The organism is Fictibacillus macauensis ZFHKF-1, assembly GCF_000269865.1.
In the GTDB taxonomy this organism is placed as follows: Bacteria; Bacillota; Bacilli; order Bacillales; family Fictibacillaceae; genus Fictibacillus_C; species Fictibacillus_C macauensis.
In genome coordinates, this window is sequence record NZ_AKKV01000007.1 from 1 (window position 1) to 26,450 (window position 26,450).

The 26,450-nt window shown below is 42.5% G+C and carries 30 protein-coding genes; 7 read left to right on the plus strand and 23 right to left on the minus strand.

Going from position 1 to position 26,450, the window contains the following annotated elements:
* Positions 1 to 81: 81 nt before the first annotated feature.
* The 13 genes from sigF to A374_RS00840 all read right to left on the minus strand — a co-directional run bounded on the left by sigF (position 82) and on the right by A374_RS00840 (position 10,505).
* Entirely contained in the window at positions 82 to 840 is a 759-nt protein-coding gene (gene sigF, locus A374_RS00780) for an RNA polymerase sporulation sigma factor SigF (RefSeq protein ID WP_007200258.1), read from the minus strand.
* A 12-nt stretch (positions 841 to 852) separates the two neighbouring features.
* Complete coding sequence (gene spoIIAB, locus A374_RS00785) at positions 853 to 1,293, minus strand: anti-sigma F factor (protein ID WP_007200259.1); 441 nt, start codon at positions 1,291 to 1,293, stop codon at positions 853 to 855.
* Positions 1,293 to 1,643: an anti-sigma F factor antagonist gene (gene spoIIAA, locus A374_RS00790; RefSeq protein WP_007200260.1), complete on the minus strand. Its 351-nt coding sequence runs from the start codon at positions 1,641 to 1,643 to the stop codon at positions 1,293 to 1,295. The genes spoIIAB and spoIIAA overlap by 1 nt, the downstream gene beginning before the upstream one ends.
* 115 nt (positions 1,644 to 1,758) lie before the next feature.
* On the minus strand, positions 1,759 to 2,919 hold the full coding sequence (locus tag A374_RS00795; protein WP_040340221.1) for a D-alanyl-D-alanine carboxypeptidase family protein: 1,161 nt from the start codon (positions 2,917 to 2,919) through the stop codon (positions 1,759 to 1,761).
* Between the two features lie 157 nt (positions 2,920 to 3,076).
* On the minus strand, positions 3,077 to 4,378 hold the full coding sequence (locus tag A374_RS00800; RefSeq protein ID WP_007200262.1) for a pyrimidine-nucleoside phosphorylase: 1,302 nt from the start codon (positions 4,376 to 4,378) through the stop codon (positions 3,077 to 3,079).
* A 35-nt stretch (positions 4,379 to 4,413) separates the two neighbouring features.
* A complete protein-coding gene (locus tag A374_RS00805; RefSeq protein ID WP_007200263.1) occupies positions 4,414 to 5,244 on the minus strand; it encodes a purine-nucleoside phosphorylase in 831 nt (276 codons plus the stop codon).
* A gap of 13 nt (positions 5,245 to 5,257) precedes the next feature.
* The gene (locus A374_RS00810; RefSeq protein ID WP_007200264.1) at positions 5,258 to 6,064 is read right to left on the minus strand and encodes a purine-nucleoside phosphorylase; all 807 of its coding nucleotides are present in this window, start codon (positions 6,062 to 6,064) and stop codon (positions 5,258 to 5,260) included.
* A gap of 21 nt (positions 6,065 to 6,085) precedes the next feature.
* Entirely contained in the window at positions 6,086 to 7,273 is a 1,188-nt protein-coding gene (gene deoB / locus A374_RS00815; RefSeq protein ID WP_007200265.1) for a phosphopentomutase, read from the minus strand.
* A 117-nt stretch (positions 7,274 to 7,390) separates the two neighbouring features.
* Complete coding sequence (gene xerD / locus A374_RS00820) at positions 7,391 to 8,281, minus strand: site-specific tyrosine recombinase XerD (RefSeq protein ID WP_007200266.1); 891 nt, start codon at positions 8,279 to 8,281, stop codon at positions 7,391 to 7,393.
* 12 nt (positions 8,282 to 8,293) lie between these two features.
* Positions 8,294 to 8,530: a YqzK family protein gene (locus tag A374_RS00825; RefSeq protein WP_007200267.1), complete on the minus strand. Its 237-nt coding sequence runs from the start codon at positions 8,528 to 8,530 to the stop codon at positions 8,294 to 8,296.
* Between the two features lie 140 nt (positions 8,531 to 8,670).
* On the minus strand, positions 8,671 to 9,132 hold the full coding sequence (gene fur, locus A374_RS00830) for a ferric iron uptake transcriptional regulator (protein ID WP_007200268.1): 462 nt from the start codon (positions 9,130 to 9,132) through the stop codon (positions 8,671 to 8,673).
* Positions 9,133 to 9,239: 107 nt separating this feature from the next.
* Positions 9,240 to 9,878, minus strand: a complete 639-nt coding sequence (gene spoIIM, locus A374_RS00835; protein ID WP_007200269.1) for a stage II sporulation protein M — start codon at positions 9,876 to 9,878, stop codon at positions 9,240 to 9,242.
* A gap of 81 nt (positions 9,879 to 9,959) precedes the next feature.
* Positions 9,960 to 10,505, minus strand: coding sequence for an NUDIX hydrolase (locus A374_RS00840; RefSeq protein WP_007200270.1), 546 nt, complete (start codon positions 10,503 to 10,505; stop codon positions 9,960 to 9,962).
* A gap of 87 nt (positions 10,506 to 10,592) precedes the next feature.
* On the opposite strand from A374_RS00840, the gene mciZ reads away from it, so the two are divergent.
* Both mciZ and A374_RS00850 read left to right on the plus strand, forming a co-directional pair.
* Entirely contained in the window at positions 10,593 to 10,727 is a 135-nt protein-coding gene (gene mciZ, locus A374_RS00845; protein ID WP_007200271.1) for a Z-ring formation inhibitor MciZ, read from the plus strand.
* Positions 10,728 to 10,848: 121 nt separating this feature from the next.
* Positions 10,849 to 11,760: an aldo/keto reductase gene (locus A374_RS00850; protein WP_007200272.1), complete on the plus strand. Its 912-nt coding sequence runs from the start codon at positions 10,849 to 10,851 to the stop codon at positions 11,758 to 11,760.
* Positions 11,761 to 11,820: 60 nt separating this feature from the next.
* On the opposite strand, the gene A374_RS20410 is transcribed toward A374_RS00850, so the two are convergent.
* From A374_RS20410 to A374_RS00875, 5 genes are all read right to left on the minus strand, one after another.
* Positions 11,821 to 11,985, minus strand: coding sequence for a hypothetical protein (locus A374_RS20410; RefSeq protein WP_156793092.1), 165 nt, complete (start codon positions 11,983 to 11,985; stop codon positions 11,821 to 11,823).
* Positions 11,986 to 12,108: 123 nt separating this feature from the next.
* Complete coding sequence (locus tag A374_RS00860) at positions 12,109 to 13,281, minus strand: thiolase family protein (protein WP_007200273.1); 1,173 nt, start codon at positions 13,279 to 13,281, stop codon at positions 12,109 to 12,111.
* 15 nt (positions 13,282 to 13,296) lie between these two features.
* Entirely contained in the window at positions 13,297 to 13,947 is a 651-nt protein-coding gene (locus A374_RS00865) for a CoA transferase subunit B (protein ID WP_007200274.1), read from the minus strand.
* A 22-nt stretch (positions 13,948 to 13,969) separates the two neighbouring features.
* Positions 13,970 to 14,659 carry a CoA transferase subunit A gene (locus tag A374_RS00870; protein WP_007200275.1) on the minus strand — a complete coding sequence of 230 codons (690 nt, stop codon included), beginning with the start codon at positions 14,657 to 14,659 and terminating at the stop codon, positions 13,970 to 13,972.
* A gap of 19 nt (positions 14,660 to 14,678) precedes the next feature.
* Positions 14,679 to 15,866: an acetyl-CoA C-acetyltransferase gene (locus A374_RS00875; RefSeq protein ID WP_007200276.1), complete on the minus strand. Its 1,188-nt coding sequence runs from the start codon at positions 15,864 to 15,866 to the stop codon at positions 14,679 to 14,681.
* A gap of 155 nt (positions 15,867 to 16,021) precedes the next feature.
* Here A374_RS00875 and A374_RS00880 point away from each other — a divergent pair, with 155 nt between their 5' ends.
* The gene (locus A374_RS00880; RefSeq protein WP_007200277.1) at positions 16,022 to 16,939 is read left to right on the plus strand and encodes a hydroxymethylglutaryl-CoA lyase; all 918 of its coding nucleotides are present in this window, start codon (positions 16,022 to 16,024) and stop codon (positions 16,937 to 16,939) included.
* Between the two features lie 73 nt (positions 16,940 to 17,012).
* Here A374_RS00880 and A374_RS00885 read toward each other — a convergent pair whose 3' ends face one another.
* A complete protein-coding gene (locus A374_RS00885; RefSeq protein WP_007200278.1) occupies positions 17,013 to 17,330 on the minus strand; it encodes an iron-sulfur cluster biosynthesis family protein in 318 nt (105 codons plus the stop codon).
* 1 nt (position 17,331) lies between these two features.
* Positions 17,332 to 17,901 carry a PadR family transcriptional regulator gene (locus A374_RS00890; protein ID WP_007200279.1) on the minus strand — a complete coding sequence of 190 codons (570 nt, stop codon included), beginning with the start codon at positions 17,899 to 17,901 and terminating at the stop codon, positions 17,332 to 17,334.
* A 155-nt stretch (positions 17,902 to 18,056) separates the two neighbouring features.
* On the opposite strand from A374_RS00890, the gene A374_RS00895 reads away from it, so the two are divergent.
* From A374_RS00895 to A374_RS00905, 3 genes are all read left to right on the plus strand, one after another.
* On the plus strand, positions 18,057 to 21,179 hold the full coding sequence (locus A374_RS00895) for an efflux RND transporter permease subunit (protein WP_007200280.1): 3,123 nt from the start codon (positions 18,057 to 18,059) through the stop codon (positions 21,177 to 21,179).
* 139 nt (positions 21,180 to 21,318) lie between these two features.
* Positions 21,319 to 21,603, plus strand: coding sequence for an HPr family phosphocarrier protein (locus tag A374_RS00900; RefSeq protein WP_007200281.1), 285 nt, complete (start codon positions 21,319 to 21,321; stop codon positions 21,601 to 21,603).
* A 190-nt stretch (positions 21,604 to 21,793) separates the two neighbouring features.
* The gene (locus tag A374_RS00905) at positions 21,794 to 22,036 is read left to right on the plus strand and encodes an HPr family phosphocarrier protein (RefSeq protein ID WP_007200282.1); all 243 of its coding nucleotides are present in this window, start codon (positions 21,794 to 21,796) and stop codon (positions 22,034 to 22,036) included.
* A 6-nt stretch (positions 22,037 to 22,042) separates the two neighbouring features.
* Here A374_RS00905 and A374_RS00910 read toward each other — a convergent pair whose 3' ends face one another.
* The 3 genes from A374_RS00910 to A374_RS00920 all read right to left on the minus strand — a co-directional run bounded on the left by A374_RS00910 (position 22,043) and on the right by A374_RS00920 (position 25,174).
* Positions 22,043 to 23,290 (minus strand): Y-family DNA polymerase, encoded by a 1,248-nt coding sequence (locus tag A374_RS00910; RefSeq protein WP_007200283.1) that lies wholly within the window; start codon positions 23,288 to 23,290, stop codon positions 22,043 to 22,045.
* Between the two features lie 134 nt (positions 23,291 to 23,424).
* On the minus strand, positions 23,425 to 24,213 hold the full coding sequence (locus A374_RS00915; protein ID WP_007200284.1) for an SDR family NAD(P)-dependent oxidoreductase: 789 nt from the start codon (positions 24,211 to 24,213) through the stop codon (positions 23,425 to 23,427).
* Positions 24,200 to 25,174 (minus strand): MBL fold metallo-hydrolase, encoded by a 975-nt coding sequence (locus A374_RS00920; RefSeq protein WP_007200285.1) that lies wholly within the window; start codon positions 25,172 to 25,174, stop codon positions 24,200 to 24,202. Before A374_RS00920 ends, A374_RS00915 begins: the two co-directional genes overlap by 14 nt.
* A gap of 407 nt (positions 25,175 to 25,581) precedes the next feature.
* Here A374_RS00920 and proC point away from each other — a divergent pair, with 407 nt between their 5' ends.
* Positions 25,582 to 26,397, plus strand: a complete 816-nt coding sequence (gene proC, locus A374_RS00925) for a pyrroline-5-carboxylate reductase (protein WP_007200286.1) — start codon at positions 25,582 to 25,584, stop codon at positions 26,395 to 26,397.
* Positions 26,398 to 26,450: the final 53 nt, after the last annotated feature.

The following is a 26,450-nucleotide window of genomic DNA, read 5'->3' on the forward strand; positions in this document are numbered from 1 at the left end:
CTTCTGCCTTCACAGTTCGGGACTTTCACCCTATAGATTGTACCCATGCCAGGCACACCAAAAAAAATCAGATGAATGAGGTTACTCATCCATCTGATTTTTCATTTGTTTTAAAATTTTCTTTTCGAGCCGTGACACCTGCACTTGAGAGATGCCTAGGCGGAGCGCGACTTCGGATTGTGTCTGGTCCTTGTAGTATCGCAAGTAAACGATGACTCGCTCTCGTTCATCTAAAGAAGCAATGGCTTCTTTTAAAGAAATTTTATCAAACCATTTGTTTTCTCCACTATCAGCAATTTGATCAAGCAATGTAATCGGATCGCCATCATTTTCATAGACTGTTTCGTGAATAGAGGCCGGTGCTCTTACGGCTTCTTGCGCAAGCACGGCATCTTCTACCGAAATATCCAATTTCTCCGCCACCTCGTGTATTGTCGGGATTCTGCCTAGCGTTTTTGATAATTCATCTTTCGCCTTACGTACTTTATTTCCCGTTTCCTTCAGAGATCGACTTACCTTAACCGTACCATCATCTCGGATAAAGCGTTGAATTTCACCGATAATCATTGGCACAGCATACGTAGAAAAGCGCACATCATACGATAAATCAAATTTATCGACCGATTTTAATAAACCGATACTTCCGATTTGGAACAAATCATCTGGCTCATAGCCACGATTAATAAAGCGTTGCACAACCGACCAAACGAGTCGCATGTTTTTTTCTACAATTAAGTCACGCGCTTGTTGATCGCCTTCTTGACTTCGTTTAATCAATAGCTTTACTTCTTCATCTTTAACGAACGATTCGTTCTTGCCTCCCTTAACCTCAACATCCATAAGGCATGCTCCTTAATTATAGACGGCTTTATTTTTGGCCAAATATTTTGTTACGTGAATCGTCGTCCCATACGCAGGCTCCGAAATCACTTCCACTTCATCCATGAAATTTTCCATAATCGTAAAGCCCATACCTGAACGCTCAAGCTCTGGCTTAGACGTAAATAACGGTTGGCGCGCTTCATCTAAGTCTTTAATACCAAGTCCTTTATCGCGAATTGTCAGGCGCACCACTTCTTCATCAATGCTTGCTTCAATATAGACAATGCCATCGGCTTGATTTTCATAGCCATGTATGATGGCATTCGTTACAGCTTCCGAAACGACCGTTTTAATTTCTGTTAATTCATCAACCGTTGGATCGAGCTGGGCAATAAAGGCCGCAACAGTTACCCTGGCAAAGGATTCATTTTCACTAAGCGCAGAAAATTGAAGCTTCATTTCATTTTTCATTACGCCACCCCCAAGGATTGAAGAGCGTATTCTTCGCTCGTTTCAAGACGCATGATTTTAAATAAGCCAGACATGTCGAACAAGCGTTTCACCGCAGGCGAAATCGCACACACGACCATTTCTCCTTGCTGACTTTTTATTTGCTTATAACGTCCTAAGATCACACCAAGACCTGAACTATCCATGAATTCTAAGTCTTCAAGGTTTAAAAGGATATGATCAATGTTTTTCGTTTTAATGAGCTCATCTACTTTTCGACGTAAGTCATCTGCCGTATGATGATCCAGCTCCCCTTCTAGTCGTATACAAAGCACGTTATGCTTAATTTCAAGCCCGATGTTAAGACCCAACTCCTTCTCCTCCTTCTTCTTGATACTGACATTTTCGCTGAAAAAAGGACGAATTCCTTCACGCTAGCAAAACTAGTGAGGATTCGTCCTTATCAGTCAAATTATGAGAAATTCTTTAATGAACCATTTCGCTAATGGTCCGCTTAAACAAACGCCACCATGAAGCACTGTCTACATCTTCCGAAGCTAGCAACGGGCTTGACGTTACCACTTTACCATGTTGCATAATTTTCAATTCTCCGACAGGCTGGCCTTTTTTAATCGGCGCTTTTATGTTGTTATGCAGTGTAATAACGGACTTTGCTTCGCTGTTGCGATCGCCTTTTTTATTCAAAACGGAAATGCTTTCTGACGTAACAGCTGCTAGTTTTGGTTGACTTCCTTTTTGTACATTTACTTGCTGAACGATTTGATAGCGATCATACAACCGTTTTGTTTCATACTGCGAGAACGCATAGTCTAACATTTTCGTCACTTGTGCATTGCGCTCTTTCGGATTAGGTGCACCCATAACGACGGCAATGACACGCATATCCCCTTTTTTCGCTGTTGCTGTTAGACAATATTTCGCTTCTTGTGTAAAGCCTGTTTTTAAACCGTCCACGCCAGGATAAAATTTCACAAGGCGATTCGTATTCACAAGCCAAAACTTTTTCTTCGTATTTTGGCGTAGAAAATCTTCATAAAGTCCTGTATACTTCGTGATTTCTTCATGTTTTAAAAGCTCGCGACCCATCATTGCCATATCGTGCGCCGATGAATAATGCCCAGCTGATGGCAGACCTGTTGCATTTTTAAAAAACGTTTCTTTTAAGCCAAGCTGCTTCGCTTTTTTATTCATTAACTCGACAAATGCTTCTTCAGAGCCTGCGATTTTCTCAGCCATGGCGACTGAACCATCGTTCGCACTCCCAATAGCGATTCCTTTTAATAGATCGTGAACCGTCATTTCCTCACCTGGTTCAAGGAAAATTTGCGAACCACCCATAGAGGCAGCATAATCACTGACACGTACCGCGTCATTACTTTTAATTTTCCCCTCATCTAAAGCTTCCATAATTAAAATCATGGTCATAATTTTTGTCATGCTTGCTGGTGGTAGTTTCACATGTGAATTTTTATCATATAATAACTTGCCCGTATCTCGTTCAATCAAAACAGCGGACGACGCATTCGGTACAAGCTCCTTCGTCGATTGTTCCTTAGCCAGGACGCCATTACCACTAGCTCCTACGAGTAAAATGACAGCGAATAACGCCATTATGTATCGTTTCATGTTCGTTCCCTCCATATTCAATGTACTCCTATTTTTTCCAACCACTCCTGCTTTATACGTTTTCTTCAACAAAAAGCAAAATCGGAAAAGGAAGGGAACAAAAAACTCGAGGGGCAATGGTATGGAACCATCGTCTCCCTCGAGTTTTGTTGTTTTGTTATTTAATAATATCGTGAATAAGCTCTGGCGCTGGAACTTCTTTGTCTGTAAATGTATAAGCGTCTTTTAGCGTTTTTTCTGCAACAGCGATATCTTCCGCATTCGCATGGAAAATCGCAAGTGTATCACCTTTTGCTACCGTGTCACCGACTTTTTTCAGCAGAGTAATGCCAACTGCATAATCGATCGCATCTTCTTTCGTTTTACGACCCGCACCTAGTAACATGGCAGCAATTCCAACAGATTCTGCATCAATGGCTTCTACATTACCTTCTGCTTCTGCTTTAATTTCAATATGATAGGCTGCTTGAGGCAACGTTTCTGGTGAAGTAATTTGATTGCCATTACCACCTTGGGAAACGACGAAATCTCTCATTTTCTCAACAGCTTTACCTGATTTTAGCACGTCTGTTAAACCTGCATACGCTTCTTCAAACGTATCATACGCCCCACCAAGTACGGCCATATTCCCAGCAAGCGTTAAACATACTTCTGTTAAGTCATGATCGCCTTTTCCGCTTAACACGTCAATCGCTTCTTTCACTTCATTCGCATTTCCGATTTCATGACCTAGTGGTTGACCCATATCTGTAATAATAGCAATCGTTTGACGACCCAATTTATTACCGATTCCAACCATTGCATTTGCAAGCTTACGTGCGTCATCTAATGTTTTCATAAACGCACCTGAACCAAATTTCACATCAAGAACGATGGCATTGGAGCCAGAGGCAATTTTTTTAGACATGATTGATGAAGCAATCAATGGAATAGAGTCCACTGTGCCCGTTACATCACGAAGTGCATAAAGCTTTTTATCAGCTGGCGTCAAGTTTCCACTTTGGCCCACGATGGCAATTTTATGTTCATTTACATTATCAATAAATTGTTGCGTCGTTAATTCCACTTGGAATCCTTCAATCGCTTCTAATTTATCAACCGTTCCACCAGTATGACCAAGTCCGCGCCCACTCATTTTAGCGACTGGAATGCCGACTGAAGCGACGAGTGGCCCGATAATTAAACTTGTTTTATCACCAACACCGCCAGTAGAATGCTTGTCTACTTTAATACCCTCAATTTTAGAAAGGTCAATTTGATCACCTGACTGCACCATTGCGTTCGTTAAATGTGCTGTCTCTTCTTCCGTCATTCCTTTAAAGTATACGCTCATTAAAAAAGAAGACACTTGATAGTCTGGAATGTTCCCCGCAGTATACCCTTCAATTAAGAAGTCGATTTCTTCCTTTGTCAGCTCTTTACCGTTACGTTTCTTTAAAATGATGTCAACTGCTCTCATATGTTCCCTCTCCTTTTAAGAAAAAAATTCTATTTTTACAGTGTTACGTCTTTTACAAGCTCTTTAACAAGTTGGATAAACTTCGGCTTTGTACGGTTTGCGACAGCAACTACTTGCTCATGTGTTAATGGCTCAAGCTCATCGGCAACCGCCATATCTGTAATACAAGAAATACCAATAACTTTCATACTCATATGACTTGCTACGATGACTTCTGGAACGGTTGACATACCAATTGCATCGCCACCGACTGTACGAAGCATGCGAAGCTCTGCTTTTGTCATGTAAGTTGGTCCTGTAATACCTGCATAAACACCTTGTTGGACGTTCACGCCAAGACGCGCTGCTGTTTCTTTTGTAAACGTTACAAGCTCTGGTGTGTAGGCTGTACTCATGTCTGGGAAACGAGGCCCAAGTTCTGCATCATTTGGCCCGATGAGTGGATTTGCTCCAGTCATGTTTAAGTGATCTTCAATGATCATTAAATCGCCTGCCGCAAAGCTTGGATTCATTCCACCACATGCATTCGTTACGAGAAGAAGCTTAACACCAAGTCCTTTCATTACACGAACTGGGAACGTTACTTCTTGCATAGAATAGCCTTCGTAAAAGTGGAAGCGTCCTTGCATCGCAAGTACTGTCTTTCCATTAAGTGAACCAATGACAAGTTTTCCAGCATGTCCTTCTACAGTTGAGACTGGGAAATGAGGAATATCACTATAATCGATGTGAACCGCTTGCTCGATTTCATCTGCTAATTCTCCAAGACCTGAGCCGAGAATCAATCCAATTTCAGGGTGTAACCCGTTCATTTTTTCTGTAATGAAGCTTACTGCTTCGTTCATTTTCAAAGATAAAGTTGCCATTTATTTTTCCTCCTTAAATAGATTGAACAATGCCTTTAACTAAACCTAAAAAGTTTGCTTTAACGCGTTCTGTCGTTTCCATCACTTCATCGTGTGTTAACGGTTGATCCAAAATGCCTGCAGCCATATTTGAAATACAAGAAAGACCTAGTACTTCCATACCTGCATGACGAGCAACGATGACTTCTGGAACGGTTGACATACCGACTGCATCGCCACCAAGCGTACGAAGCATGCGGATTTCAGCTGGTGTTTCATAGCTTGGTCCAGAGTTTGCAACGTATACGCCTTCTTGTAATGAAATCGATAAAGAAGTAGCGACCGAACGAGCCACGTCTTGCAGGCGTTTCGTATAAGCTTCCGACATATCAGGGAAGCGAACACCACGAGTTGGATCATTTGGTCCAATAAGTGGGTTATCACCTACTTGATTAATATGGTCCGTAATGAGCATAAGATCTCCTGCTTCAAACGAAGTATTAATCCCACCTGCCGCATTCGTTACGAGCACCGTTTCAACACCAAGCGCTTTCATAACAACAATCGGAAATGTTACTTTTTCTAGAGAATAGCCCTCATAAAAATGGAAACGTCCTTGCATAGCAATGACTTGTTTGCCTTCTAATTCACCGATTACCAATTGGCCTGCATGACCTTCTACAGTAGAAACCGGGAATTCAGGAATTTCATTATAAGGAATCATAACTGGATTTTGAATTTCATCCGCTAAAATACCAAGGCCTGAACCTAGCACAAGGCCAATTGTTGGTTTGTTTGAAAGTTTACTTTCAATATAAGCTGCTGCTGTTTGGATGTTCATGTCAACGTTCTCCTTACTTTCTTAAGATAACTGATCGAGGAAGCTCGTTCCGTGTTTCGGAAGTGTTACATCATAATTGTCGGCAACGGTTGCACCAATATCGGCAAACGTATGACTTACGTTCAATGGCTTGCCTTCTGCGATGCCTTTATAGTAGACAAGTAGTGGTACATATTCACGCGTATGATCCGTGCCGTGATGGACCGGGTCATTTCCGTGATCAGCCGTAATAATGAGAACATCTTCATCGGTCATTTTCGCAAATACTTCTGGTAAGCGGGCATCAAATTCTTGCAGTGCCGTTCCATAGCCAATTGGATCACGACGATGGCCGAACAACGCATCAAAATCAACAAGATTTAAGAAATTCAACCCTGTAAAATCTTGATCCATTGATTGAACAAGCTGATCCATTCCATCCATGTTGGACTTCGTACGAATGGCTTCTGTAACACCTTCACCATCATAAATGTCGGAAATTTTCCCTAACGCAATCACGTCAAAGTGATTGTCACTTAACTCATTCATCACTGTACGTTCAAATGGTTTTAAAGCATAATCATGACGGTTCGCTGTGCGTTTAAAATCGCCCGGTGAGCCAACAAATGGTCGTGCAATAATACGACCAACCATATATTGATCATTCATTGTCATCTCGCGCGCCATCTTACAAATGTTATACAATTCTTCTAACGGTACTACGTCTTCATGCGCCGCAATTTGCAACACAGAGTCAGCAGACGTATAAACAATGAGCGCTCCTGTTTTCACATGCTCTTCGCCAAGTTCATCCAAAATTTCTGTTCCAGAAGCCGGTTTATTCCCGATAATTTTACGACCTGATTTTTCTTCTAATTGTTGAATTAAATCAGCCGGAAATCCTTCTGGAAATGTTTGAAACGGTTGTTCAATATGAAGGCCCATGATTTCCCAATGTCCTGTCATTGTATCTTTTCCGTTGGATGCTTCTTGCAGCTTTGCAAAATGTGCCTCTGGGCGCTGTGCAACGGGTACACCTTGGATTTCACGAATATTACTTAAGCCTAATTTCGCCATATTAGGCATCTTAAGACCGTTCATTTCGCGGGCAATATGACCAAGCGTATCCGAACCAAGATCATCAAAGCGTGCTGCATCAGGTGCTTCCCCAATACCGACAGAATCCATGACGATTAAAAAGGTTCGTTTGAATCGTTTGTACTGTTTCATAAGTAGTCCCTCCAAAAAAATCCATCATTCTGCATCTTAACTAGTGTTTCCGTTTCATTAAAACATCAAACAAAAGTCGGGGATGTCAGAAGTCAGACATCTATCCACAAAAAGAAATTACGCACGCGGATGGTATGAAGAATAAATATCTTTTAACCGCGCTTTAGAAACGTGCGTATAAATTTGAGTCGTCGAGATGTCTGCATGTCCGAGCATTTCTTGCACGGCACGTAAGTCTGCTCCATTTTCTAACAGATGTGTCGCAAAAGAATGTCGAAGCGTATGCGGCGTTAATTCTTTTTGAATATTCGCCTTTTGAGCTAACTGCTTTAAAATCTTCCAAAAGCCTTGTCGTGACAAACGATTACCATGATGATTAAGAAACAGTGCCGTCCCATTTTTCCCTCGAGAAAGCTTAGGTCGACCTCGTTCTAAATAACGCGTAATTGCTTCTGCTGCCATCGTTCCTAACGGGATTATTCGCTCTTTATTCCCCTTACCGACACACCGGACAAAGCCCATCGTTAAATGAACATCTCCTAAATCAAGTGAGATCAGTTCTGAAACACGAATACCTGTCGCATAGAGCAACTCAAGCATTGCTTGATCTCGTTGGGAAAAAGGAGTCGTCCCTTTTGGCGTATCTAAAAGCGCTTCCACTTCTTTCATCGTTAGTACTTTCGGAAGTTTCCGCTCGGCCTTTGGTGTTTCAATATGTACCGACGGATCACTTTCGCATACTTTTTCACGCAATAAAAATTGATGTAGCGATCGGATCGAAGCGATATTGCGTGCAATCGTGGTCGTTGCCTTTCCGCCTTCCTTCAAATGAAGAAGATATCCGATAATATGGGAACGTTGCACATGATCCAGGTTGGTCACGTTTTCCTTCGTCTCAATATACATCGTATACTGAGAAAGATCTCGGCGGTAAGATTCGACCGTATTTTTTGAAAGACCACGCTCGACAGTTAAATAATGCATAAAATCATCGATAGGATCCTTCACATTTAACGCTCCTTATTCACCAGATTCAAAGAAAAACAGCAATCGTTTCAGCCAATCATTTCCTTGCTCACCGACTTCAGATGAGTTGGCTTGGTATACTTTGACTGCTTTTCCCTTCGGTTCATCATATTTATGATAATTTTGATATTCTTGATTCATCCATAGTAAGCCGAAATAAAAGATTAACGTACACACTGTGAATGAAAGAAAGATTTTGGCAGCATGCCATCCCGCTCTCCATGCTTTCACTTGTCCATCCTCCTGTACAAAACATATTAGTACAGGGTATGCCAATGGAAGAACAGAATATACGCATCAATTTAAAAAATTGATGCTAACTTTACGTTAACTGATTGAGCGCGATTTGTAAATAAAAAAGATGAGCTCCATTAGGACGTCTCATCTTTTTCCTCATTTTCATGACACCGATGACAAATTCCATGAAACGTCAAGCGGTGATCTTTAATTTTGAAATTCCAGCCTGCTTCTACAATTCGTTCTACGTCTTCTAGTAAATCTTCTTGAATTTCGTCCACTGCCCCGCATTCTAGGCAAACGAGGTGATGATGAAAATGAGCGGCTCCTTCCGTCCGTAAATCGTACCGTGAAACGCCATCTCCGAAATTTATTTTATCGACCACTTTTAATTCGGTTAATAGCTCCAACGTCCGATACACCGTGGCTAATCCAATTTCTGGAGCCTTTTCTTTGACGAGAAGATAGACATCTTCCGCACTTAAATGATCTTCCTCGTTTTCTAGGAGGACCCTAACGGTCGCTTCTCGCTGCGGGGTAAGCTTATAGCTTTGAGAATGCAGCTGTTTTTTTATCCGGTCTAGACGGCTTTCCATACCTTATCCTCCCTTATTCATCACCTTTTTATTATAAGTCATGAGAAGAAAAGGTGTCAATTTAAAATAATTATAATCTAGAGATGATAATTATTATTAAGTGAGAATCACTTCCCAATCAAGCTCATAATACCTTTCATTAAATAAGGAGAGACGTAGGCTTCAAATCCTGAAGCAACACTCATCAATAATCCAATCCCTACTATAATAGACGAATATCTAAAAAAGGAAGGAAAAAAAGGTTCTGATTTCTTTTTTAAAAACTGTTGTTTAATCATGTTCACGGAAAATAACACCGAAGCACCTCCCGCACAAAGAATGAGCGGTACAACGAGTATATTCTGGGGTAGCACAGAAACAAAGGCTAAAAAAAAGCCATGCCAGCCCATTTGGCTCACCAAAAATCCAACCGTAAAACCAATCACCGCACCTTTAATAAAAATCATAATTAACACAATCGGTAACCCGACCACTGTTAATCCTAAAATCCATAATAAAAAAATGTACTTAATATTATGACTGAAACTTTGCGAAAACATATCCGCTGCATTCGCAAAGTTTCCACCTTTTACTTCTGAAAAGAAACGAAGCAAATACGTAAATAAATCTTGCTTTTGTGATAGCGTTAAACTATTTACAATGACGGCCCCAAAGATGACGCCAACGAACATTAATACCGAAATAAACACATATAAAGGATAGTTTTCTTGTAAATGAAATCGCGCAAAGCGTTTAATAGCTTGCATCTCTCTTCCTCCCTTAGTCTCTTAATATATTCTATGAGACGGGTTGGAAGATATGTCACTTTTACTAGAGTTCTCTCTCTATTATTTCGTTAGTAGCTGTTGCAATTGTAAATATTGCACGGCATACACTGTTTTCGCATCATGAATTTCTTCATTTAGCACCATTTGTTCTGCTTCCTCTAGCGATACTTCTAGTACATCTAGAAATTCATCTTCATCTAATTGTTGTTTAGAAAAAGTTAAATCCTCTGCTACATAAAGATGAATAAGCTCATCTGCAAAGCCTGGCGACGTGTAAAAAGAGCCAATAGAACGCAAGGAGCCACTTTCATAACCTGTTTCTTCTTGTAATTCGCGCACGGCACTCTCTTTTGGATCTTCCCCTTTTTCTAGCTTGCCTGCTGGGATTTCCACGATTACTTTTTCAAGTGCTTTTCGATATTGACGCACGAGCAAGAGTTTATTTTCTTTTGTAACGGCAATAATAGCTACTGCTCCCGGGTGTTTTACAATTTCACGCTTACTTGTAGAGCCGTTTGGTAAGGAGACGTCTTGCACTTCAACATCAATGATTTTTCCATTGTAAATCGTCGAGACGGATAGTGTGTTTTCTTCCAAATGCTTCATTAGTATCTACTCCTTGTTCTATTCCTTATTTACTCTCATAAAGTGTATCACAAGACAGTTCACAATCCTACGAACGGAGGTTCATCTGTGAAAGTATTCATTCAGCCAAAGCGGATTATGGTGTCAGGAAAAGCCTGGCAAGTACAATATCTATTAAAAAAATATATGCAAGAATATGAGACCGTACAAGACTGGATTGATGGACGGCCAAAACAAAAATAATAGAAGAATGGAAAGAACGGAGCGCCTACTCTCTGTTCTTTTTTCATGTAGTAGAGGCTGAAAAATTACCATCTTGGCGGTCAATGCGCTATAGTAGTAACTAAAAAAGGACTGATTGCATATGAAGCGCAATACGCTTGGATCTTCTGATTTAGTTGTAAGCGAAATAGGATTAGGATGCATGTCCATCTCTCCCAACAACCCAGAAGAAGGTAAGAAAATTATCGCGACCGCTCTTGAAGCTGGCGTTACCTTTTTTGACACAGCTGACTTGTACGATTTCGGATGGAATGAATCATTTATTGGCGAGGTACTGAAACCTTATCGGAATCAAATCGTGCTCGCTACAAAAGTCGGCAATCGCTTTACACCTGGCGTAGAAGGCTGGGAGTGGGATCCGTCCAAAACCTACATAAAAGCCGAAGTAAAGGAAAGCCTTCGCCGCCTCCAAACCGATTATATTGATTTATATCAACTACACGGTGGTACGATTGAAGATCGTATGGATGAAACCATTGAAGCATTTGACGAATTAAAACAAGAAGGTGTCATTCGTGAATACGGGCTATCTTCCATTCGTCCGAACGTCATCGATTATTATGCAGAACATTCATCCATCGTGTCTGTTTTAACTCAATATAGTATTTTAGATCGTCGGCCTGAAGAACAAACGTTAGATCGTTTAGCGGAAAAAAACATTAGCGTCATTGCTCGCGGACCGCTAGCAAAAGGATGGTTATCCTCCCGTGCTTTCGAAAAAGATGGGGCCGCTTATTTAACGTATTCATCCGAAGAAATGAAGCAGCTTTTAACAGCATTTCAAGAAACATTGCCGCATCGCTCGTTGCTTGAACTCGCTCTGCGCTATCCATTGCACCATCCTGCAGTTGCCACGATTATTCCTGGAGCAAGTTCTGCTACGCAACTGCAAGAAACGATTGCAGCTGGCACGTGTGCTTCTCTTACAGAAGAGGAAGTAAAGCAGCTCCAGGCTCTTTCGAAAGCAGATGTGTATGAGCAACATCGCCTATGAGCGTTCCTATTTACGACTTAGGACACACTATTTCCTCTGTTTTGTGGCACATGAGCGAGCTTAGCGCTTGATTTGCTCTCTTTTCCTCTTTTGCGTATGCTCTGAAGGCTGATTTGTCTTGCTTGCGCGCGAATCGAGTGCTCCTGCGCGCGAACGGACATGCTCTGCGCGCGAATCGAGTGCTTCTGCGCGCGAATCAGGCGCTTCTGCGAGACTTGAACACAAGACAATCTACTATAAAATAACAAGCAACATCAAAGAATGGCTTCAGCATCAAAAACCGATGATGAAGCCATTTTTAGGAGTGAGAGCTGTGAATGTCACAGCCTCTTTTTTTGTGGCTCTGTCTTACACATTTTCAATGAGCATGGCAATGCCTTGACCGCCACCAATGCATAAGCTTGCGATGCCATAGCGCTTGTCACGGCGCTTTAGTTCGTATGCAAGCGTAAGCAAAAGACGACTACCGCTTGCACCAACCGGGTGACCAAGGGCAATGGCACCGCCATTAACATTGGTTTTCTCCCGATTTAACTGCAATTCTTTTTCAACGGCTAAATATTGAACGGCAAAGGCTTCATTGATTTCAAATAAATCGATGTCTTCACTAGTTAAACCGCTTTTTTGCAGCACGTTCGTAATGGCTGGAACCGGTCCAAGTCCCATCCGTCCTGGATCGACACCGCACACACTCCAGTTCACAATACGCGCGAGTGGTTTCACATGAGATGTGCGGATCATCTGTTCATGCGCAAGTATGAGAGAAACAGCACCATCATTTATACCACTCGCATTGCCTGCTGTTACCGTACCTTCTTTCTTAAAAGAAGCACGCAAAGAGCCGAGCTGTTCTAATGAGCTGTCTTCTTTAATGCGCTCATCTTGACAAAATGAACCCTTTTTCCCTAACGGTACCGAAATCATTTCTTCTTCCAAACGACCGGCAGCCGTTGCGGCGGCGGCCCGTTGGTGACTTAGTAGCGCAAACTCATCTTGTTGTTGCCGCGTGATCTGATACTGATCGGCCAATGCTTCAGCTGTTATTCCCATTGGTACACCGATATATTGATCGGTCAATGTATGCAGCAGCATATCTTCTAACGCAAGTGTCCCCATTTTCGGGCCACTAAATCGTTGTGTATACGTCGCATGTGGACTCATCGACATGTTCTCAATGCCTCCACAAAGTGCATAATTATTCCCTTCGCTTACTAGCTGCTGGGCACTAGAAATAACCGCTTGTAGTCCTGAGCCACAAAGGCGATTGACTAGCAGCGCTGGAACTTCGACCGGCACACCAGCCTTGAGCGCTGTATGGCGAGCAATGTAAGCGGCATTTGTGCTCGCATGAATCACATTGCCGTAAACAACATCCTGCACTTGTGTCGGTTCAATGCCTGCTTTTTTCAAGGCAGCTTCTGCTGTTACAAGACCAAGTTCAACAGGAGCTACATCTTTTAATGAACCTCCGAAACTACCAAACCCTGTTCGTGCTCCATCAACAAGATATACAGAACTCATCTTTTCACCTCACGTTTAATACGCTTCTAACTTCACGTCTTCATCAATAAGCAGTGTAGCTTCTGTACATTGTTTAATTGCTTCTACATCATAACCAGACGCTACTTCCACTAATTTTAGCCCGTCTGGTGTCACATCCATCACCGCGCGATCGGTAATAATACGTTGCACAACACCTTTTCCGGTTAAAGGAAGGCTACAGTTTTTTAATATTTTGCTATCGCCACTTTTATTCACATGATCCATAATAACGATGATTTTACGAGCGCCATGCACGAGATCCATCGCGCCTCCCATTCCTTTAATCATCTTGCCAGGAATCATCCAGTTTGCAAGATCACCTTGCTCTGAAACTTCCATTCCGCCTAAAATCGCAATATCTACATGACCGCCGCGAATCATTGCAAACGAATCCGCACTATCAAAATACGAAGCACCAGCAATCGCTGTTACGGTTTCTTTGCCAGCATTAATGAGATCTGGATCCACTTCTGCTTCCGTTGGATACGGTCCAATACCGAGCAAGCCGTTTTCAGATTGCAAAACAACATGTTTGTTGTCTTGAATATAGTTGGCAACCATTGTAGGGATGCCGATTCCGAGGTTAACGTAAAAGCCGTCTTGAATTTCCTTTTCTGCGCGTTTAGCAATCTTTTCTCGATTCATTGTTACGTCACCCTTTCTCTCTTTATGAACGTACTGTCAAACGCTCAATGCGCTTTTGTTGTTGACCGACAATCATTTTTTGCACGTAGATACCCGGCGTATGGATATGATCTGGTGTTAGTTGACCGATTTCATGAAGCTCTTCTACTTCCGCAATGGTAACGCTTCCAGCTGCGGCCATCATCGGATTAAAATTGCGTGCCGTCTTATGATAGATTAAGTTTCCTGCATAATCTCCATGCATCGCGCGTATTAAACTAAAATCGGCTACAAGCGCCTCTTCTAGTAAATAAGGCTTGCCATGAAACAACCGCGTTTCCTTCCCTTCAGCAATCGGCGTTCCAACGCCTGCTGGTGTATAGAAAGCCGGTATGCCAGCGCCACCTGCTCGAATCCGCTCTGCTAGCGTGCCTTGTGGAAGCAGTTCCACTTCAAGCTCTCCTGATAGTACTTGACGCTCAAATTCTTTGTTTTCACCTACATAAGATCCGATCATTTTTTTAATTTGTTTATTTTGCAACAAGAGACCGAGACCCCAATCATCAACGCCACAATTGTTTGAAATGACTGTTAAATCTTTCGTTCCTTTTTCAGCAAGCGCAAGTATTAATTGTTCAGGAATGCCGACAAGACCGAATCCTCCAACCATTAAAACGGCGCCATCATGAATGCCTTCAATTGCTTCTAGTGCACTTTTTAACACTGGTTTCATCGTAACCTCTCCTTTTGTGTTATACGTTTTCAACGATGGTTGCTACCCCTTGGCCGCCTCCGATACAAAGCGTTGCTAGTCCATATTTTACTTCTCTTTTTTTCATTTCATGAAGCAACGTGACGAGAATGCGTGCACCACTTGCGCCAATCGGATGACCTAACGCAATCGCACCACCGTTTACATTCACTTTCTCAGGCGACCATTGAAGCTCGCGACCGACAGCTAATGATTGCGCTGCGAACGCTTCATTTGCTTCAATTAAATCGATGTCTTCAAGCGATAGCGCTGCTTTTTCTAGTGCTTTTTTTGTTGCTTGAACAGGTCCAATGCCCATGATCGATGGATCAACACCGACGCTTGCGTTCGCACGAATAACCGCCATTGGCGCTAATCCTAACGCTTCCGCTTTTTCACGCGACATCACCACAAGCGCTGCTGCGCCGTCATTAATGCCTGATGCATTTCCTGCCGTCACACTGCCATCCTTTTTAAAAGCAGGGCGTAGCTTCGCAAGCTTTTCTGCTGTCGTTCCTTGCTTTGGATACTCGTCATGTTCAAAGAGAACGGGCTCTCCTTTTCGCTGTGGAATGGGAACAGGCACGATCTCTTCCGTAAATTTATGTACCTTCATCGCTTCTTCACATTTTTGTTGACTTCCTGCACTAAATGCATCCATTTCTTCGCGTGTAATGCTATATTTTTCACTAAGATTTTCCGCGGTTACGCCCATATGGTAATCATTAAATGCGCACCACAAGCCGTCTTTAATCATGGAATCCGTTACCTTTTGATCTCCCATCCGCATGCCGCTTCTTGCTTCCGATAGCAAATAAGGAGCTGCGCTCATGTTTTCCATACCACCACAAACAATCACTTCGCTATCGCCTACCATAATGGCTTGACTAGCAAGATGAAGCGCCTTTAATCCAGAGCCGCATACTTTATTGATCGTCATAGCGGGTATTTCTTTTGGAAGCCCTGCCTTCATCGCTGCTTGTCTAGCTGGATTTTGTCCGAGCCCTGCTTGCAGCACGTTCCCCATAATGACTTCACTTACCTCTTCTTTCGCTACGCCTGCCTTTTCTAGTGCCGCTTCGATCACAAGCGCCCCTAATTGTGTAGCCGGTACATCTTTTAATGCTCCTAGAAAACTTCCAATCGGTGTTCTGACAGCGCTTACAATTACAGCGTCTCTCCCATTCATTGTGCCACTCTCCTATCTTCTCTTTTCTAATAATTTGCACTATTAGCATACCATATATTTCTACAAAAGATTGCAACTTCTGCAGTAAGAACGTAAAATTAAGAAGAAATTTAAAAAAGCAAGTTCATGACACGCTCAATTAAAGGAGATATTGTATGAACCTTCCTACACACGCAACAATTATTGAAGTGGGAGCACGCGATGGGCTACAAAATGAAAAACAGCTCGTGCCAACGGCCGATAAAATTGCCTTTATTCACAAATTAAAAGCGAGTGGTCTAGTAGAAATGGAACTAACGAGCTTCGTTTCCCCAAAATGGGTACCACAAATGAGCGATGCGGCGACCGTAATTGAACAGTGCACCGATCAACTGCGTAACTTCGTCCTCGTACCGAATGAAAAAGGTGTCGAACGACTGCGCGCTACGGCTTGCAAAAACGCTGCTTTTTTTGTAGGCGTTAGCAATACATTTAACCAAAAAAACATTAACGCAACGACCGAGGAAAGTCTTCAAAAGATCGGTCCGCTTATCGAAGGTCTTAAAGCGGACGGTTATTTTGTAAGGGCTTGCATTTCGACAAGTTTCTATTGTCCATACGAGGGGAAAATCGAGCCGCGCGCTGTGCTCGCTCTTTGCGAACGGTTTGTTGCCTTAGGAGCCGACGAGCTTAGCATCGCCGATACAATCGGTATGGCCAATCCTTTTGAAGTATATGAACTTTTTACGTTACTTAAAGAAAACCTACCACCCTCTGTCCTTTTAACAGCTCACTTTCACGATACGCGCGGCATGGCGCTTGCTAACATTACTGCTAGCTTACAAGCCGGTATTAGTCGTTTTGACACGTCAGCAGGCGGTTTAGGAGGGTGTCCTTTTGCTCCAGGTGCCACGGGGAACGTAGCGACCGAAGATGTTGTCTACATGCTTCATGCGATGGGAATTGATACAGGCATTTCACTTCCAAAGCTCCTTGAAGCTGTTGCCTATATTGAACCTTTTGTTACGCATGGCATTGCTAGTCGACAGTTTTTGCTTGCCCAAAACAAGCACGTTTCTGTACCAAAACCATGATTACTCAAAAAAAAACAAACGATTGTAACATGCATACAGCGTGTCACAATCGTTTGTTTTAACGTCTCGATCGTTACTTTGTAAGAACGAGTCGCAGACGTGGATTAAGCATCCCATTTGGGCTTTTTAGTTGAAACGTGTTGTATTCTTTCTTGTAATCGATCGTCATACGTTCCTCAAAAAACACAAGCTTTGTTGTATCAAGAAAGACGGAAATATCATTTGTGTTTAGTTCCGTCGTACCTTCAGGTTGCTCATGAACCGGATACAGTGCGGTCACGCCGCTCATAACACAACCGCATCCTTCTGTTTCATATTTCAGGTACATACTCGTCGATAGCGCGCGTGTTCTTAATTGTTCAATTGCTTCTTTTGTCCATTCTAGTTGCATATCACTCTTGCTTCCTCTCTATGCTTTCTTTGTTCTTCTCTGACTCAATAATAGCCATTGCCCAGTCACACCAGTCGATCCAGTGTTGCATATAACGTCTGCCAAACTCTGACGTTAAGTATTCGCCGAGGTCTGCACTTGAAAACTCATTACCCGGAAAATGAGTCGTGCGCCACTCATTCATTAATCCTACTCCAAACAGATGTTGTTCCTTCGCTTTTTGCAAATAAGACAATGCCACATCTTTTGGAATTAAATGAAACAACGAGGCTTTTAAAAGCAAATCATCCTTCAGTGTCGGTTGAGCTACGTTCATATTCATCATCCATTGTAGCAAGAGGTGCTGCCCTTGCTTTTCTAGTTTATAAAGCTTCTTATCCGGGTACTCTACTTGATGGATTACATGTGAAGATACGAGCTGTTCCTGCTCCATCTTCCCAAGCTCTCGATAAATTTGGGTATGATGTGCCTTCCAAAAATGAATCATCGTTTCTTTAAAGCGCTGATTCAGTTCGTAGCCTGTTGCCTCTCCTTTCGTCAATAGACCAAGAAGTGCATACCGTAACGCCATGTCTATTCATTCCTTCATTTTCGTCTCTTGTTTCATTGTAACATAATTTTTTTCGTATTTTTACAATTAAGACTTGATACATAACTAATACTTTTATTATACTAAACATACACATATGTGAAAATGCACATATTGATATTAAAGGAGTGTGAAGGATGAACTGGCTCACAAAGTTTAGTTTAAAAAACCCCGTTGCAATATTCATATTTTCATTTCTTCTTATACTTGGAGGGCTCTTTTCCTTCAGCTCACTGAAGGTAGATTTGTTGCCAAACGTGGAATTCCCACAAATCACGGTACAAACGGTCTATCCCGGTGCTTCTCCTCAGGATGTGAATAAACAAGTCACAGATCCATTAGAAGAAAAGTTTAAAGGGCTTGATAACGTTAAGACGATTAAAAGCTCTTCCTTAGAGGGTGTCTCCATCATTAGTATGGAGTTTCCATTTTCAGCGAAAATGGATGACATTGAAAAGCAAGTCAACACTTTGGCTAGCGATGCAGATCTTCCTGACTCCGCTAAGCCTGATGTGAAACGTTTCTCATTTGGAACGATTCCAATCTATAATATTTCTCTATTCCCAAAAAAGGGCGATTCTATTCAAGGATTTGTTGAAAAAGAGTTAGTGCCTGAATTGAAAAAAATCCAAGGTGTTAATAACATTTCTGTCGGTGGTGTGCAGGAAAATTACGTTTCTATTACTGTGGATGAGAAAAAAGCACAAAAGCTTGGCTTAAGTCTTAGCGCCATTAAAGATACGATTAAATCACGCTACATTTCCTTCCCAGCTGGAAATGTTAATACGAAAGAAGTGGCCGTTCCTGTTCGTGTGAACGAAAAAGTAAAAACGATTGCTGCTTTAAAAGAACTGAAGCTTACCCCAGCTAGTCAAGGACCAAAAGAAAGTGCTCAAAGTGCTGGACCACCCGCTGCCCCAAAACCTGGTGGACCGCCACAAGCAAGTGCGCCTGCTAGCGCTACACCTCCTTCTGTGAAGCTGAAGGACGTGGCTACGGTTAAGCAAGCAAAAGATGTAAAAGAATTAACGCGTTACAATCAGAAGGCCTCGTTATCGATGGCGGTTACAAAAAAACAAGATGCGAATACTGTTGATGTCGCCGACCAAGTAACGGATGTTCTTCAGAAAAAGAAATTTAAAGATAAGCTTGATTACACGATTGGTTTTGATCAAGCCGCAAGCATTAAAGATTCCGTAAACTCACTCGTTAAGGAAGGTTTATTCGGTGCTTTATTTGCTTCCATTGCCGTTCTCTTATTTTTACGCAATGTGCGTGCTACAATTATTGCGATTATCTCGATTCCATTATCGTTGTTAATTTCGGCTATCTTCTTAAATCAATTAGACATTACGTTAAACATTATGACACTCGGTGGCATGGCGGTTGCGGTTGGACGTGTGGTAGATGACAGCATCGTCGTTATTGAAAATATTTTCCGACGCATTCGCAAAAGCGATGGTACAGCTTCCAAAAATGAGCTCGTCATCCAGTCAACAAAAGAAATCTTACGTGCGATTGTGTCTTCTACGATTACAACGGTCGTTGTCTTTTTACCGCTCGGTTTCGTAGGTGGTATTACAGGGGAATTCTTCTTGCCTTTTGCTTTAACAGTCGTCTTCTCCTTACTTGCTTCTCTCTTAGTAGCGATTACGATTGTTCCAGTCTTAGCGAAGTTTTCCTTTAAAAAGGTGAAGCCAGAGAACAACAATGAAGGCCCGCTCGTACGCTTATATGAAAGAGTCATTCGTTCGTCACTTAATCATAAAGTGATTGTGCTCGTAACCTCTGTTCTTCTGCTTGCCGGCTCTCTCTTTTTATCAACGAAGCTCGGTATGGTCTTCTTGCCAAATGAAGAACAAAAAACGATTACAGCGAACATTGAGCTCCCTGTATCTACAACGGTTAAGAAAACCAATGATATTTCTCTGAAGATTGAGCAGCTATTAGCCGATCGCAAAGATACGGTGAAAGACGTCACCGCAGGAGTTGGTAGCCGTGATTTCCAAACGGGTCTCAAGCGTGAAAATGTTGCCAACTATTTTATTAATCTGAAGAAATCTACTGATGTTTCAAAAGAAATTAAAGTACTTGAAAAAGAAATGAAAGAGATTGTTAATAACAAGAAAGCGGTCATTACGCTTCAAGAAGCGCAATCCGGTGGCCCGCCTTCCAACAATGAAGTAAAGATCGATTTGTATTCAAATAATTTAAATGATCTCCAAAAAGCGGCAGCTTCTGTAGAAGACTATATGAAGTCGCGCAACGATTTAAAATATGTTTCTAATAACTTTAAAGATACACAACGCCAATTCGACGTTGAAATTAATACGAAAAAAGCAAGTGAGCAAGGTGTATCCGGTTTTGCCCTACTTGGCGCCGTAACCGATGCGACAAAGCCTTTATCTGTCGGCAAACTGGAGCTTAACGACAAAGAAAGCGACGTACGTCTTGTTTATAATAAGAAACCGAGTAGCATTGACGATTTAAAGAAACTCAAAGTATTCGGTGCCAAAGGACCTGTTTCTCTCGATAGCGTCGCTACGGTTAAAGATATTAATGCGGCAACCGCTATTCAAAAACTGGATGGTAAAGTTTACGCACAAGTATCTGCACAAGTGACGAATACGAACATTCAAGGCGTTACAAAAGAAGTAACTGACCACGTCAATGGCATGAAATTGCCTGATAGCATTTCTACGAACAGTGGTGGTGGTAACGAAGAAACAGTGAAAACATTTAAAGAGCTTGGACTTGCGATTTTAGTTGCGATCGGCCTCGTATACTTAACGATGCTCATTACGTTTGGTCGCGCGCGCATTCCATTCATTATTCTCTCATCACTTCTTTTCGTTCCGGTTGGCGCCATCGGTGGTCTTTACCTTACGAATGAGCCGCTTTCTGTATCGGTGATGATTGGCATTCTCATGCTGATCGGGATTGTGACGACGAATGCAATTGTTCTCGTGGATCGCATCGGTCAAAATCGTGAGCTTAAAGAAATGTCCATTCGTGAATCCTTGCTTGAAGCTGGGAAAACGCGGTTGCGTCCAATTTTAATGACGGCTTTTGCTACCATTGCCGCTCTCATTCCATTGGCGTTAACCTCTTCATCAGGTACACTGATCTCTAAAGGCTTAGCTGTCGTTGTTATTGGCGGTCTCGTAACCTCTACACTACTAACCTTAATTATTGTACCTGTATTATATGAACTGTTTTTCCGTAAACAGGCGAAAAAAGAACAAAAACAACAAAATTAAGGACGTGAAATGACCCTTGCAAAAACTAGGCAAGGGTCGTTTTTTTTTTAGCAAATCATTGTTTCACACGTAGCATTTCTGGGTATAAACTAGTATGACAGAAAATCAACCTTGATTCCTTTAAGGAGGACTATACATAATGAAAACCATTTGTTCAAAATCCATCTCATTAACGCAAGGGGCATCTACTTTTACGATTCAAAAAATGACTGATTTAGCGCATAGTTTGCAAGCGTTTCAATCCAACGTATTTCTTTGTAAAAACGGCATAACGTTACAAGCAAAAAAACTTTCAGGACTTGTTTCCTTTTTCTTAACGTTACGTAAAGGAGAATCCTTTCTTTTAATTACAGAAGGAGCAGATGCCCAACCAGCCATCGATCAGGTGATGAAATACTTCTCTCTACCACAAGCCACTGTATAAAACGTAAAACGCTTGCTCATTATTTAAAATGTAGCAAGCGTTTTTTTCATAGAATGCTTTCTCTACTCATAAGCTTTAAAAAACTTCCTCGGTTTAGAACGTCATACCTTCCTATGAGCATTGCTTTTTCCTCTTTTTATGCGTTTGCTTTTTGTCGTCTTTAAAATGACCATCCAAGGAGCTACTGTCGATGAAAATGATCGCAACAAAACCACTGTATCGTCGTAATGCTGCTTTATTTGTTGAACAAGCAACAGCACTTAATCAGCCCCTGCTGTTAAAAAAAGGACACCTCACCGCTAATGGACAAAGTCTTCTTGGTGTAATTACGCTAACAATTCTACCTGGTGATACGATTGATTTCATCAGCGCCGCTTCACTTTCTTCACTGATCCAATACGTAGAAGAGTGCGCGCTTTTCCGAAAAGCATAGCAAACTTTAGGCTTTATGCCCACCTAGCAACGTACTGCGATGGCGCGCCGTTCCTGCTGATGTATACGACACCGCACGCAACAAAGCCGTCGAACCATGCTTACGCCGAATTTCATCCATCACATAACCAAGTGTGCGTTTTTTAGGTTCATCAAGCGCAAATAAATTCAATTGCATTTCCGTATCATCACATACGTTCGACAATGTAATGGAAAGTTTTCGCACCGTTTGTCCGCTATAAAATTCCTGCATTAACTGCAAGCATACGTCATACAACTCCATCGTAATATTCGTCGGTTCTTCTATGCTTTTGGAGCGATGAAAGCCACCACCGCCTTCATGTCTGCTATAGCCCATCCCTAAACTAATCGTCCGGCCCGCTTTTTTAGCTGTTCGTGCGCGCCGTGCGACCTCTTCACACATTTCTAACATGACATGCTGAATCTCTTCTTTCTTCGTATAATCACGCAATAAGATTTGGCTTTTACCATAGCTAATTTGTCCGTTCGTTGCTGGTCGTTCTTCTAGCTGCGTTTCATCAATTCCCCAGGCGTGATGATACAGTTGATTGCCCATCACACCAAATTTTTTCTCCAATAACGCGAGGGGATAGTGCGCCAAGTCTCCTACCTTCGTTATGCCCATACGGTGAAGTGTCTGCTCTAGCCGCGGCCCAATGCCCCACATTTTACGCAAAGGCGAAAGTGGCCACAGTTTCCGTGGAACATCTTCATACGTCCACTGAGCAATGCCGGTTTTTTTTGCTTCTAAATCTAGGCAAAGCTTTGCTAGCAACATATTGGGACCAATTCCAATGGCACTCGGAAGACCAAATTCTTCTTGAATGGACGTTGTAATCGCAGTGGCTAACGCGCGGCCATCTCCCCATAATCGCTCCGTACCATCTGCTTTTATAAAGCTCTCATCAACGCTATACGTATGAATCGCCTCTTGCGGCACGAAACGATTTAACAGCCCCGTAATTTCTATCGATCGTTGCAGAAAAAAAGCCATTTGTGCATTAACAACATGAATGCGTTCATCTTTTGGAATTTCAAATAGTCGACTGCCCGTTTTAATGCCATAATCTTTTTTTAAGGCAGGTGATGCAGCTAACACGACACTTCCTTGTCGCTCGGTATTGCCAACGACTGCTAAATGACAGGTGAGAGGATCTAAGCCAAGACGAAGGGCGGCACAACTTGCATAAAAACTCTTCATATCAATGCATAAAATCGTTTGCTTCGTTAACATGTAACACTCACCTCCAAACATTTGTTCTCTTTATCTATTCCCAGTTTATACGAATATATGTTCTTTATTCAACAGGAAATGTTCACCAAAAAACGACGAAAAAAAACCGAACGTCACACGCGTTCGGATTTTCCTTACTTTTGATGAAAGGCTTTGCCACCAAGTGTCTCGACAAGCCGTGGAAACAATTGATAGAGCGTACTGCCAATGCCCATTAAGCGCGGTATATTCACTTCACGGCGACGAGAACTAATGGCGCCAAGTACTGCCTTCGAAACAGCTTGTGGCGTAAGCATCCACCGCTTGACATTGTTAACGTAATTCCCACTAGGATCTGCAGTGGCAAAAAAATTCGTAGCAATCGGACCTGGATTCACAGCTGTCACTGCTATACCCGTACCCGCAAGCTCCATGCGCAATCCGTTCGTAAAACCAAGCACGGCATGTTTAGATGCCGCATAACCTGTCGATTTGGGCGTTGATAGCTTACCCGCTTGTGAAGCAATATTAATAATATGACCCCGACCATGTTGACGCATCGCTCCTAACACCGCTTGTGTACACGCCATCGTCCCCATTACGTTTGTTTGCAACATATGTTGAATGTCCGATAGGTTTGCTTCATGGAAAGAATCAAACACACCAAAACCAGCATTATTAATGAGCACATGCGGCGTTACTTTTTGCAGAAGCGCGTCAAAGACGGCACGGACCTCCTCCACGTTGGCCACATCCAGTGTATAGAGAAGCGGTTCTTTGCCAGTAGCATGAGCAATACGTTCTTGTACTTCTACTAACTTTTCCCCCGTACGCGCCATCAGTACAACCTCTGCCCCAAGCGTTGCTGCATCGAACGCCAATTGAGCACCAAGCCCGCTTGAAGCCCCAGTAATCACAATGACTTGACCATCAAGGCGCTTCATTGACTTCGACTCCCTCTTTTTGAACATAGTACGTTGTATGCTCATGCTCTTGGCGCTCTACTAATTGTTGTTCTTCTAAAAGATCTAGCAATGCTACTGTTTCAGAAATGGTTAAATGAAGATCTTTTGTATATATTTTTGGAAATAGCAGCTGACTAAGTTCATACGGTGTTTGCGGCGATTGCAGCGCTAACAACAGCGAAGAAGCACGTTTTTCCTGTAAGTGTAAACGTTCATCAATGAGTGTTGACACGTTGCTAAAAGGCAGTCGATGACCTGGATAAAGCAGTGTCACCGGTAAGGAACGCAGCATTCGCAGCGACTGACGATAGTGAAGTATTGGCTTTAATCGCACCGTTTCACCGTGCAGTGGCGGTTCCATAAGCGCAGTGGATGACACGTGCGGCAACAAACAGTCACCGCCAAGAAGCGTACCGCTGTCCTTATGATAAAAGGAACGATGATCGGGAGAATGACCAGGTGTTTTCAGCACTTGCCAGTCAGGATGACAAGGTAACGTCGGACCGAGCGGTAATGGCGCTGAAATAACCGAAGCGTAGTGTGCATACATCGCTAATTTCTTTTGCTCTCCCTCTATCAGCTTAGGAGGAACACCCATCTGTTTATAAAAAGTTGTAAAAAATGTAGTACGATGTTGTAAAAATAAGGAATCTCTTTGCAAATACACCATTTCATCTGCGGGAGCAAAAACAGTCGGCGGCTCTGAAAAATACGCGTACATCCCAACATGATCGGGATGATAATGCGTAAGAACAAGCTGCTCAATATCGCTCTCTCGATAGCCATAATGATGAAGTTGCTCCGTAAATACAGTCCACGCTTCCTTCGTTTTCGGACCACAATCAATAAGGGTGATTGTGTCTCCAACGAGTAAATACACATTAACCGCTCCAATATGAAACGGAGTTGGAAGCTCAATTGTAATGATTTTTTCTTTCATAAAATGCACCTAACCTTACGTATGTGTCATATGTATATAGTGACAGTATAGCAAATTTTTCTCATGAACAAAAAGAAGCTTGACATCTTCCCCCACAAACTTGCATACTATTTGTTAATAAAAATATGGCATGATGGCGCTTGTAAGGGGGCCAGTACATGATGAACGGCTGAAAAGAGAACGGAATCCACCGGCTGAAAGATTCCGACAGTACGTGATCACGGAAACCTATCCCCTAGCCTGTCAAGGATTGAACTTGGCCGTACACCTTCGTTACAGGTATAAAGAAGCTGGGCTTGCACGCAATAAGCCAATAAAGGTGGTACCGCGGAACACACTCCTCCGTCCTTTTCTAAGGATTGAGGAGTGTGTTTTTTTCTATTAAACAAGTAAAGGAGCGGTTTCGTATGAATGAACAAATCACCTTTATTGGGGCAGGCGCAATGGCAGAAGCGCTCATTGCCGGCTTATTAAAAAAAGGCCTTCATCCATCTCAAGTAACAGTAACCAATCGCAACAATAGCCTACGATTACAAACCTTACAACAACGCTATGGTGTTCGCACAGCTGCACTGACCGCTGAAGCGGTTGCCAACGCCACTATCGTTCTCTTAGCAGTAAAACCAAAAGATGTGGGAGAAGCACTGCAAATGCTCGCTGGGATTCTTGTAAAAGACACCTTGGTTCTTTCCGTTGTTGCCGGTATTTCCACCCAGCATGTAAACGAATTATTGCACGGAAATACGCCTATCATTCGTGCTATGCCAAATACGTCAGCTCAAATCGGCTATTCGGCGACAGGTCTTGCGCTCGGCTCTTCCGCTACTAACGAGCATTTACAACGAGCCCTTGCTTTATTTCAATGCATCGGCACAACAACGGTTGTCAGCGAAGAGCAGCTTCATGCGGTGACGGGATTGGCCGGAAGTGGGCCAGCCTACATTTATTACGTAGTCGAAGCGATGCAACAAGCGGCTACAGAGTTAGCACTTTCGGCTGTCGATGCCAAAGAGCTAATCGTACAAACGTTGCTCGGTGCTGCGCATATGTTGCAACAAAGCGGTGATTCTCCACACGTATTACGGAGTAAAGTAACGAGCCCAGGCGGTACGACGGAAGCTGGCATTACCTTTTTAGAGAATGCTTGTGTAGGAGAAGCGATCACACAAAGCATTCAAGCAGCTGCCGCCCGCTCGTTTACACTTAGTCAAATCGACCTATAATTGTTTGACAATTCTGTCATATCATCCTATACTAAGGGAACGATAATCGAAAC

Bases quoted from the DNA above. Each gene is read 5' to 3' on its own strand.
- A374_RS00860 (WP_007200273.1), bottom strand. From the start codon at position 13,281: ATGAGTTCTGTATATCTTGTTGATGGAGCACGAACAGGGTTTGGTAGT.
- A374_RS00800 (WP_007200262.1), bottom strand. From the start codon at position 4,378: ATGAGAGCAGTTGACATCATTTTAAAGAAACGTAACGGTAAAGAGCTG.
- A374_RS00850 (WP_007200272.1), top strand. From the start codon at position 10,849: ATGAAGCGCAATACGCTTGGATCTTCTGATTTAGTTGTAAGCGAAATA.
- A374_RS00840 (WP_007200270.1), bottom strand. From the start codon at position 10,505: ATGAAGCATTTGGAAGAAAACACACTATCCGTCTCGACGATTTACAAT.
- deoB (WP_007200265.1), bottom strand. From the start codon at position 7,273: ATGAAACAGTACAAACGATTCAAACGAACCTTTTTAATCGTCATGGAT.
- fur (WP_007200268.1), bottom strand. From the start codon at position 9,132: ATGGAAAGCCGTCTAGACCGGATAAAAAAACAGCTGCATTCTCAAAGC.
- A374_RS00795 (WP_040340221.1), bottom strand. From the start codon at position 2,919: ATGAAACGATACATAATGGCGTTATTCGCTGTCATTTTACTCGTAGGA.
- A374_RS00865 (WP_007200274.1), bottom strand. From the start codon at position 13,947: ATGAATCGAGAAAAGATTGCTAAACGCGCAGAAAAGGAAATTCAAGAC.
- spoIIM (WP_007200269.1), bottom strand. From the start codon at position 9,878: ATGCAAGCTATTAAACGCTTTGCGCGATTTCATTTACAAGAAAACTAT.
- A374_RS00900 (WP_007200281.1), top strand. From the start codon at position 21,319: ATGAAAACCATTTGTTCAAAATCCATCTCATTAACGCAAGGGGCATCT.
- A374_RS00810 (WP_007200264.1), bottom strand. From the start codon at position 6,064: ATGAACATCCAAACAGCAGCAGCTTATATTGAAAGTAAACTTTCAAAC.
- A374_RS00880 (WP_007200277.1), top strand. From the start codon at position 16,022: ATGAACCTTCCTACACACGCAACAATTATTGAAGTGGGAGCACGCGAT.
- A374_RS00885 (WP_007200278.1), bottom strand. From the start codon at position 17,330: ATGCAACTAGAATGGACAAAAGAAGCAATTGAACAATTAAGAACACGC.
- A374_RS00915 (WP_007200284.1), bottom strand. From the start codon at position 24,213: ATGAAGCGCCTTGATGGTCAAGTCATTGTGATTACTGGGGCTTCAAGC.
- spoIIAB (WP_007200259.1), bottom strand. From the start codon at position 1,293: ATGAAAAATGAAATGAAGCTTCAATTTTCTGCGCTTAGTGAAAATGAA.
- A374_RS00890 (WP_007200279.1), bottom strand. From the start codon at position 17,901: ATGGCGTTACGGTATGCACTTCTTGGTCTATTGACGAAAGGAGAGGCA.
- A374_RS00895 (WP_007200280.1), top strand. From the start codon at position 18,057: ATGAACTGGCTCACAAAGTTTAGTTTAAAAAACCCCGTTGCAATATTC.
- A374_RS00905 (WP_007200282.1), top strand. From the start codon at position 21,794: ATGAAAATGATCGCAACAAAACCACTGTATCGTCGTAATGCTGCTTTA.
- sigF (WP_007200258.1), bottom strand. From the start codon at position 840: ATGGATGTTGAGGTTAAGGGAGGCAAGAACGAATCGTTCGTTAAAGAT.
- A374_RS00875 (WP_007200276.1), bottom strand. From the start codon at position 15,866: ATGAATGGGAGAGACGCTGTAATTGTAAGCGCTGTCAGAACACCGATT.
- A374_RS00920 (WP_007200285.1), bottom strand. From the start codon at position 25,174: ATGAAAGAAAAAATCATTACAATTGAGCTTCCAACTCCGTTTCATATT.
- A374_RS00805 (WP_007200263.1), bottom strand. From the start codon at position 5,244: ATGGCAACTTTATCTTTGAAAATGAACGAAGCAGTAAGCTTCATTACA.
- A374_RS00870 (WP_007200275.1), bottom strand. From the start codon at position 14,659: ATGAAACCAGTGTTAAAAAGTGCACTAGAAGCAATTGAAGGCATTCAT.
- proC (WP_007200286.1), top strand. From the start codon at position 25,582: ATGAATGAACAAATCACCTTTATTGGGGCAGGCGCAATGGCAGAAGCG.
- A374_RS00910 (WP_007200283.1), bottom strand. From the start codon at position 23,290: ATGTTAACGAAGCAAACGATTTTATGCATTGATATGAAGAGTTTTTAT.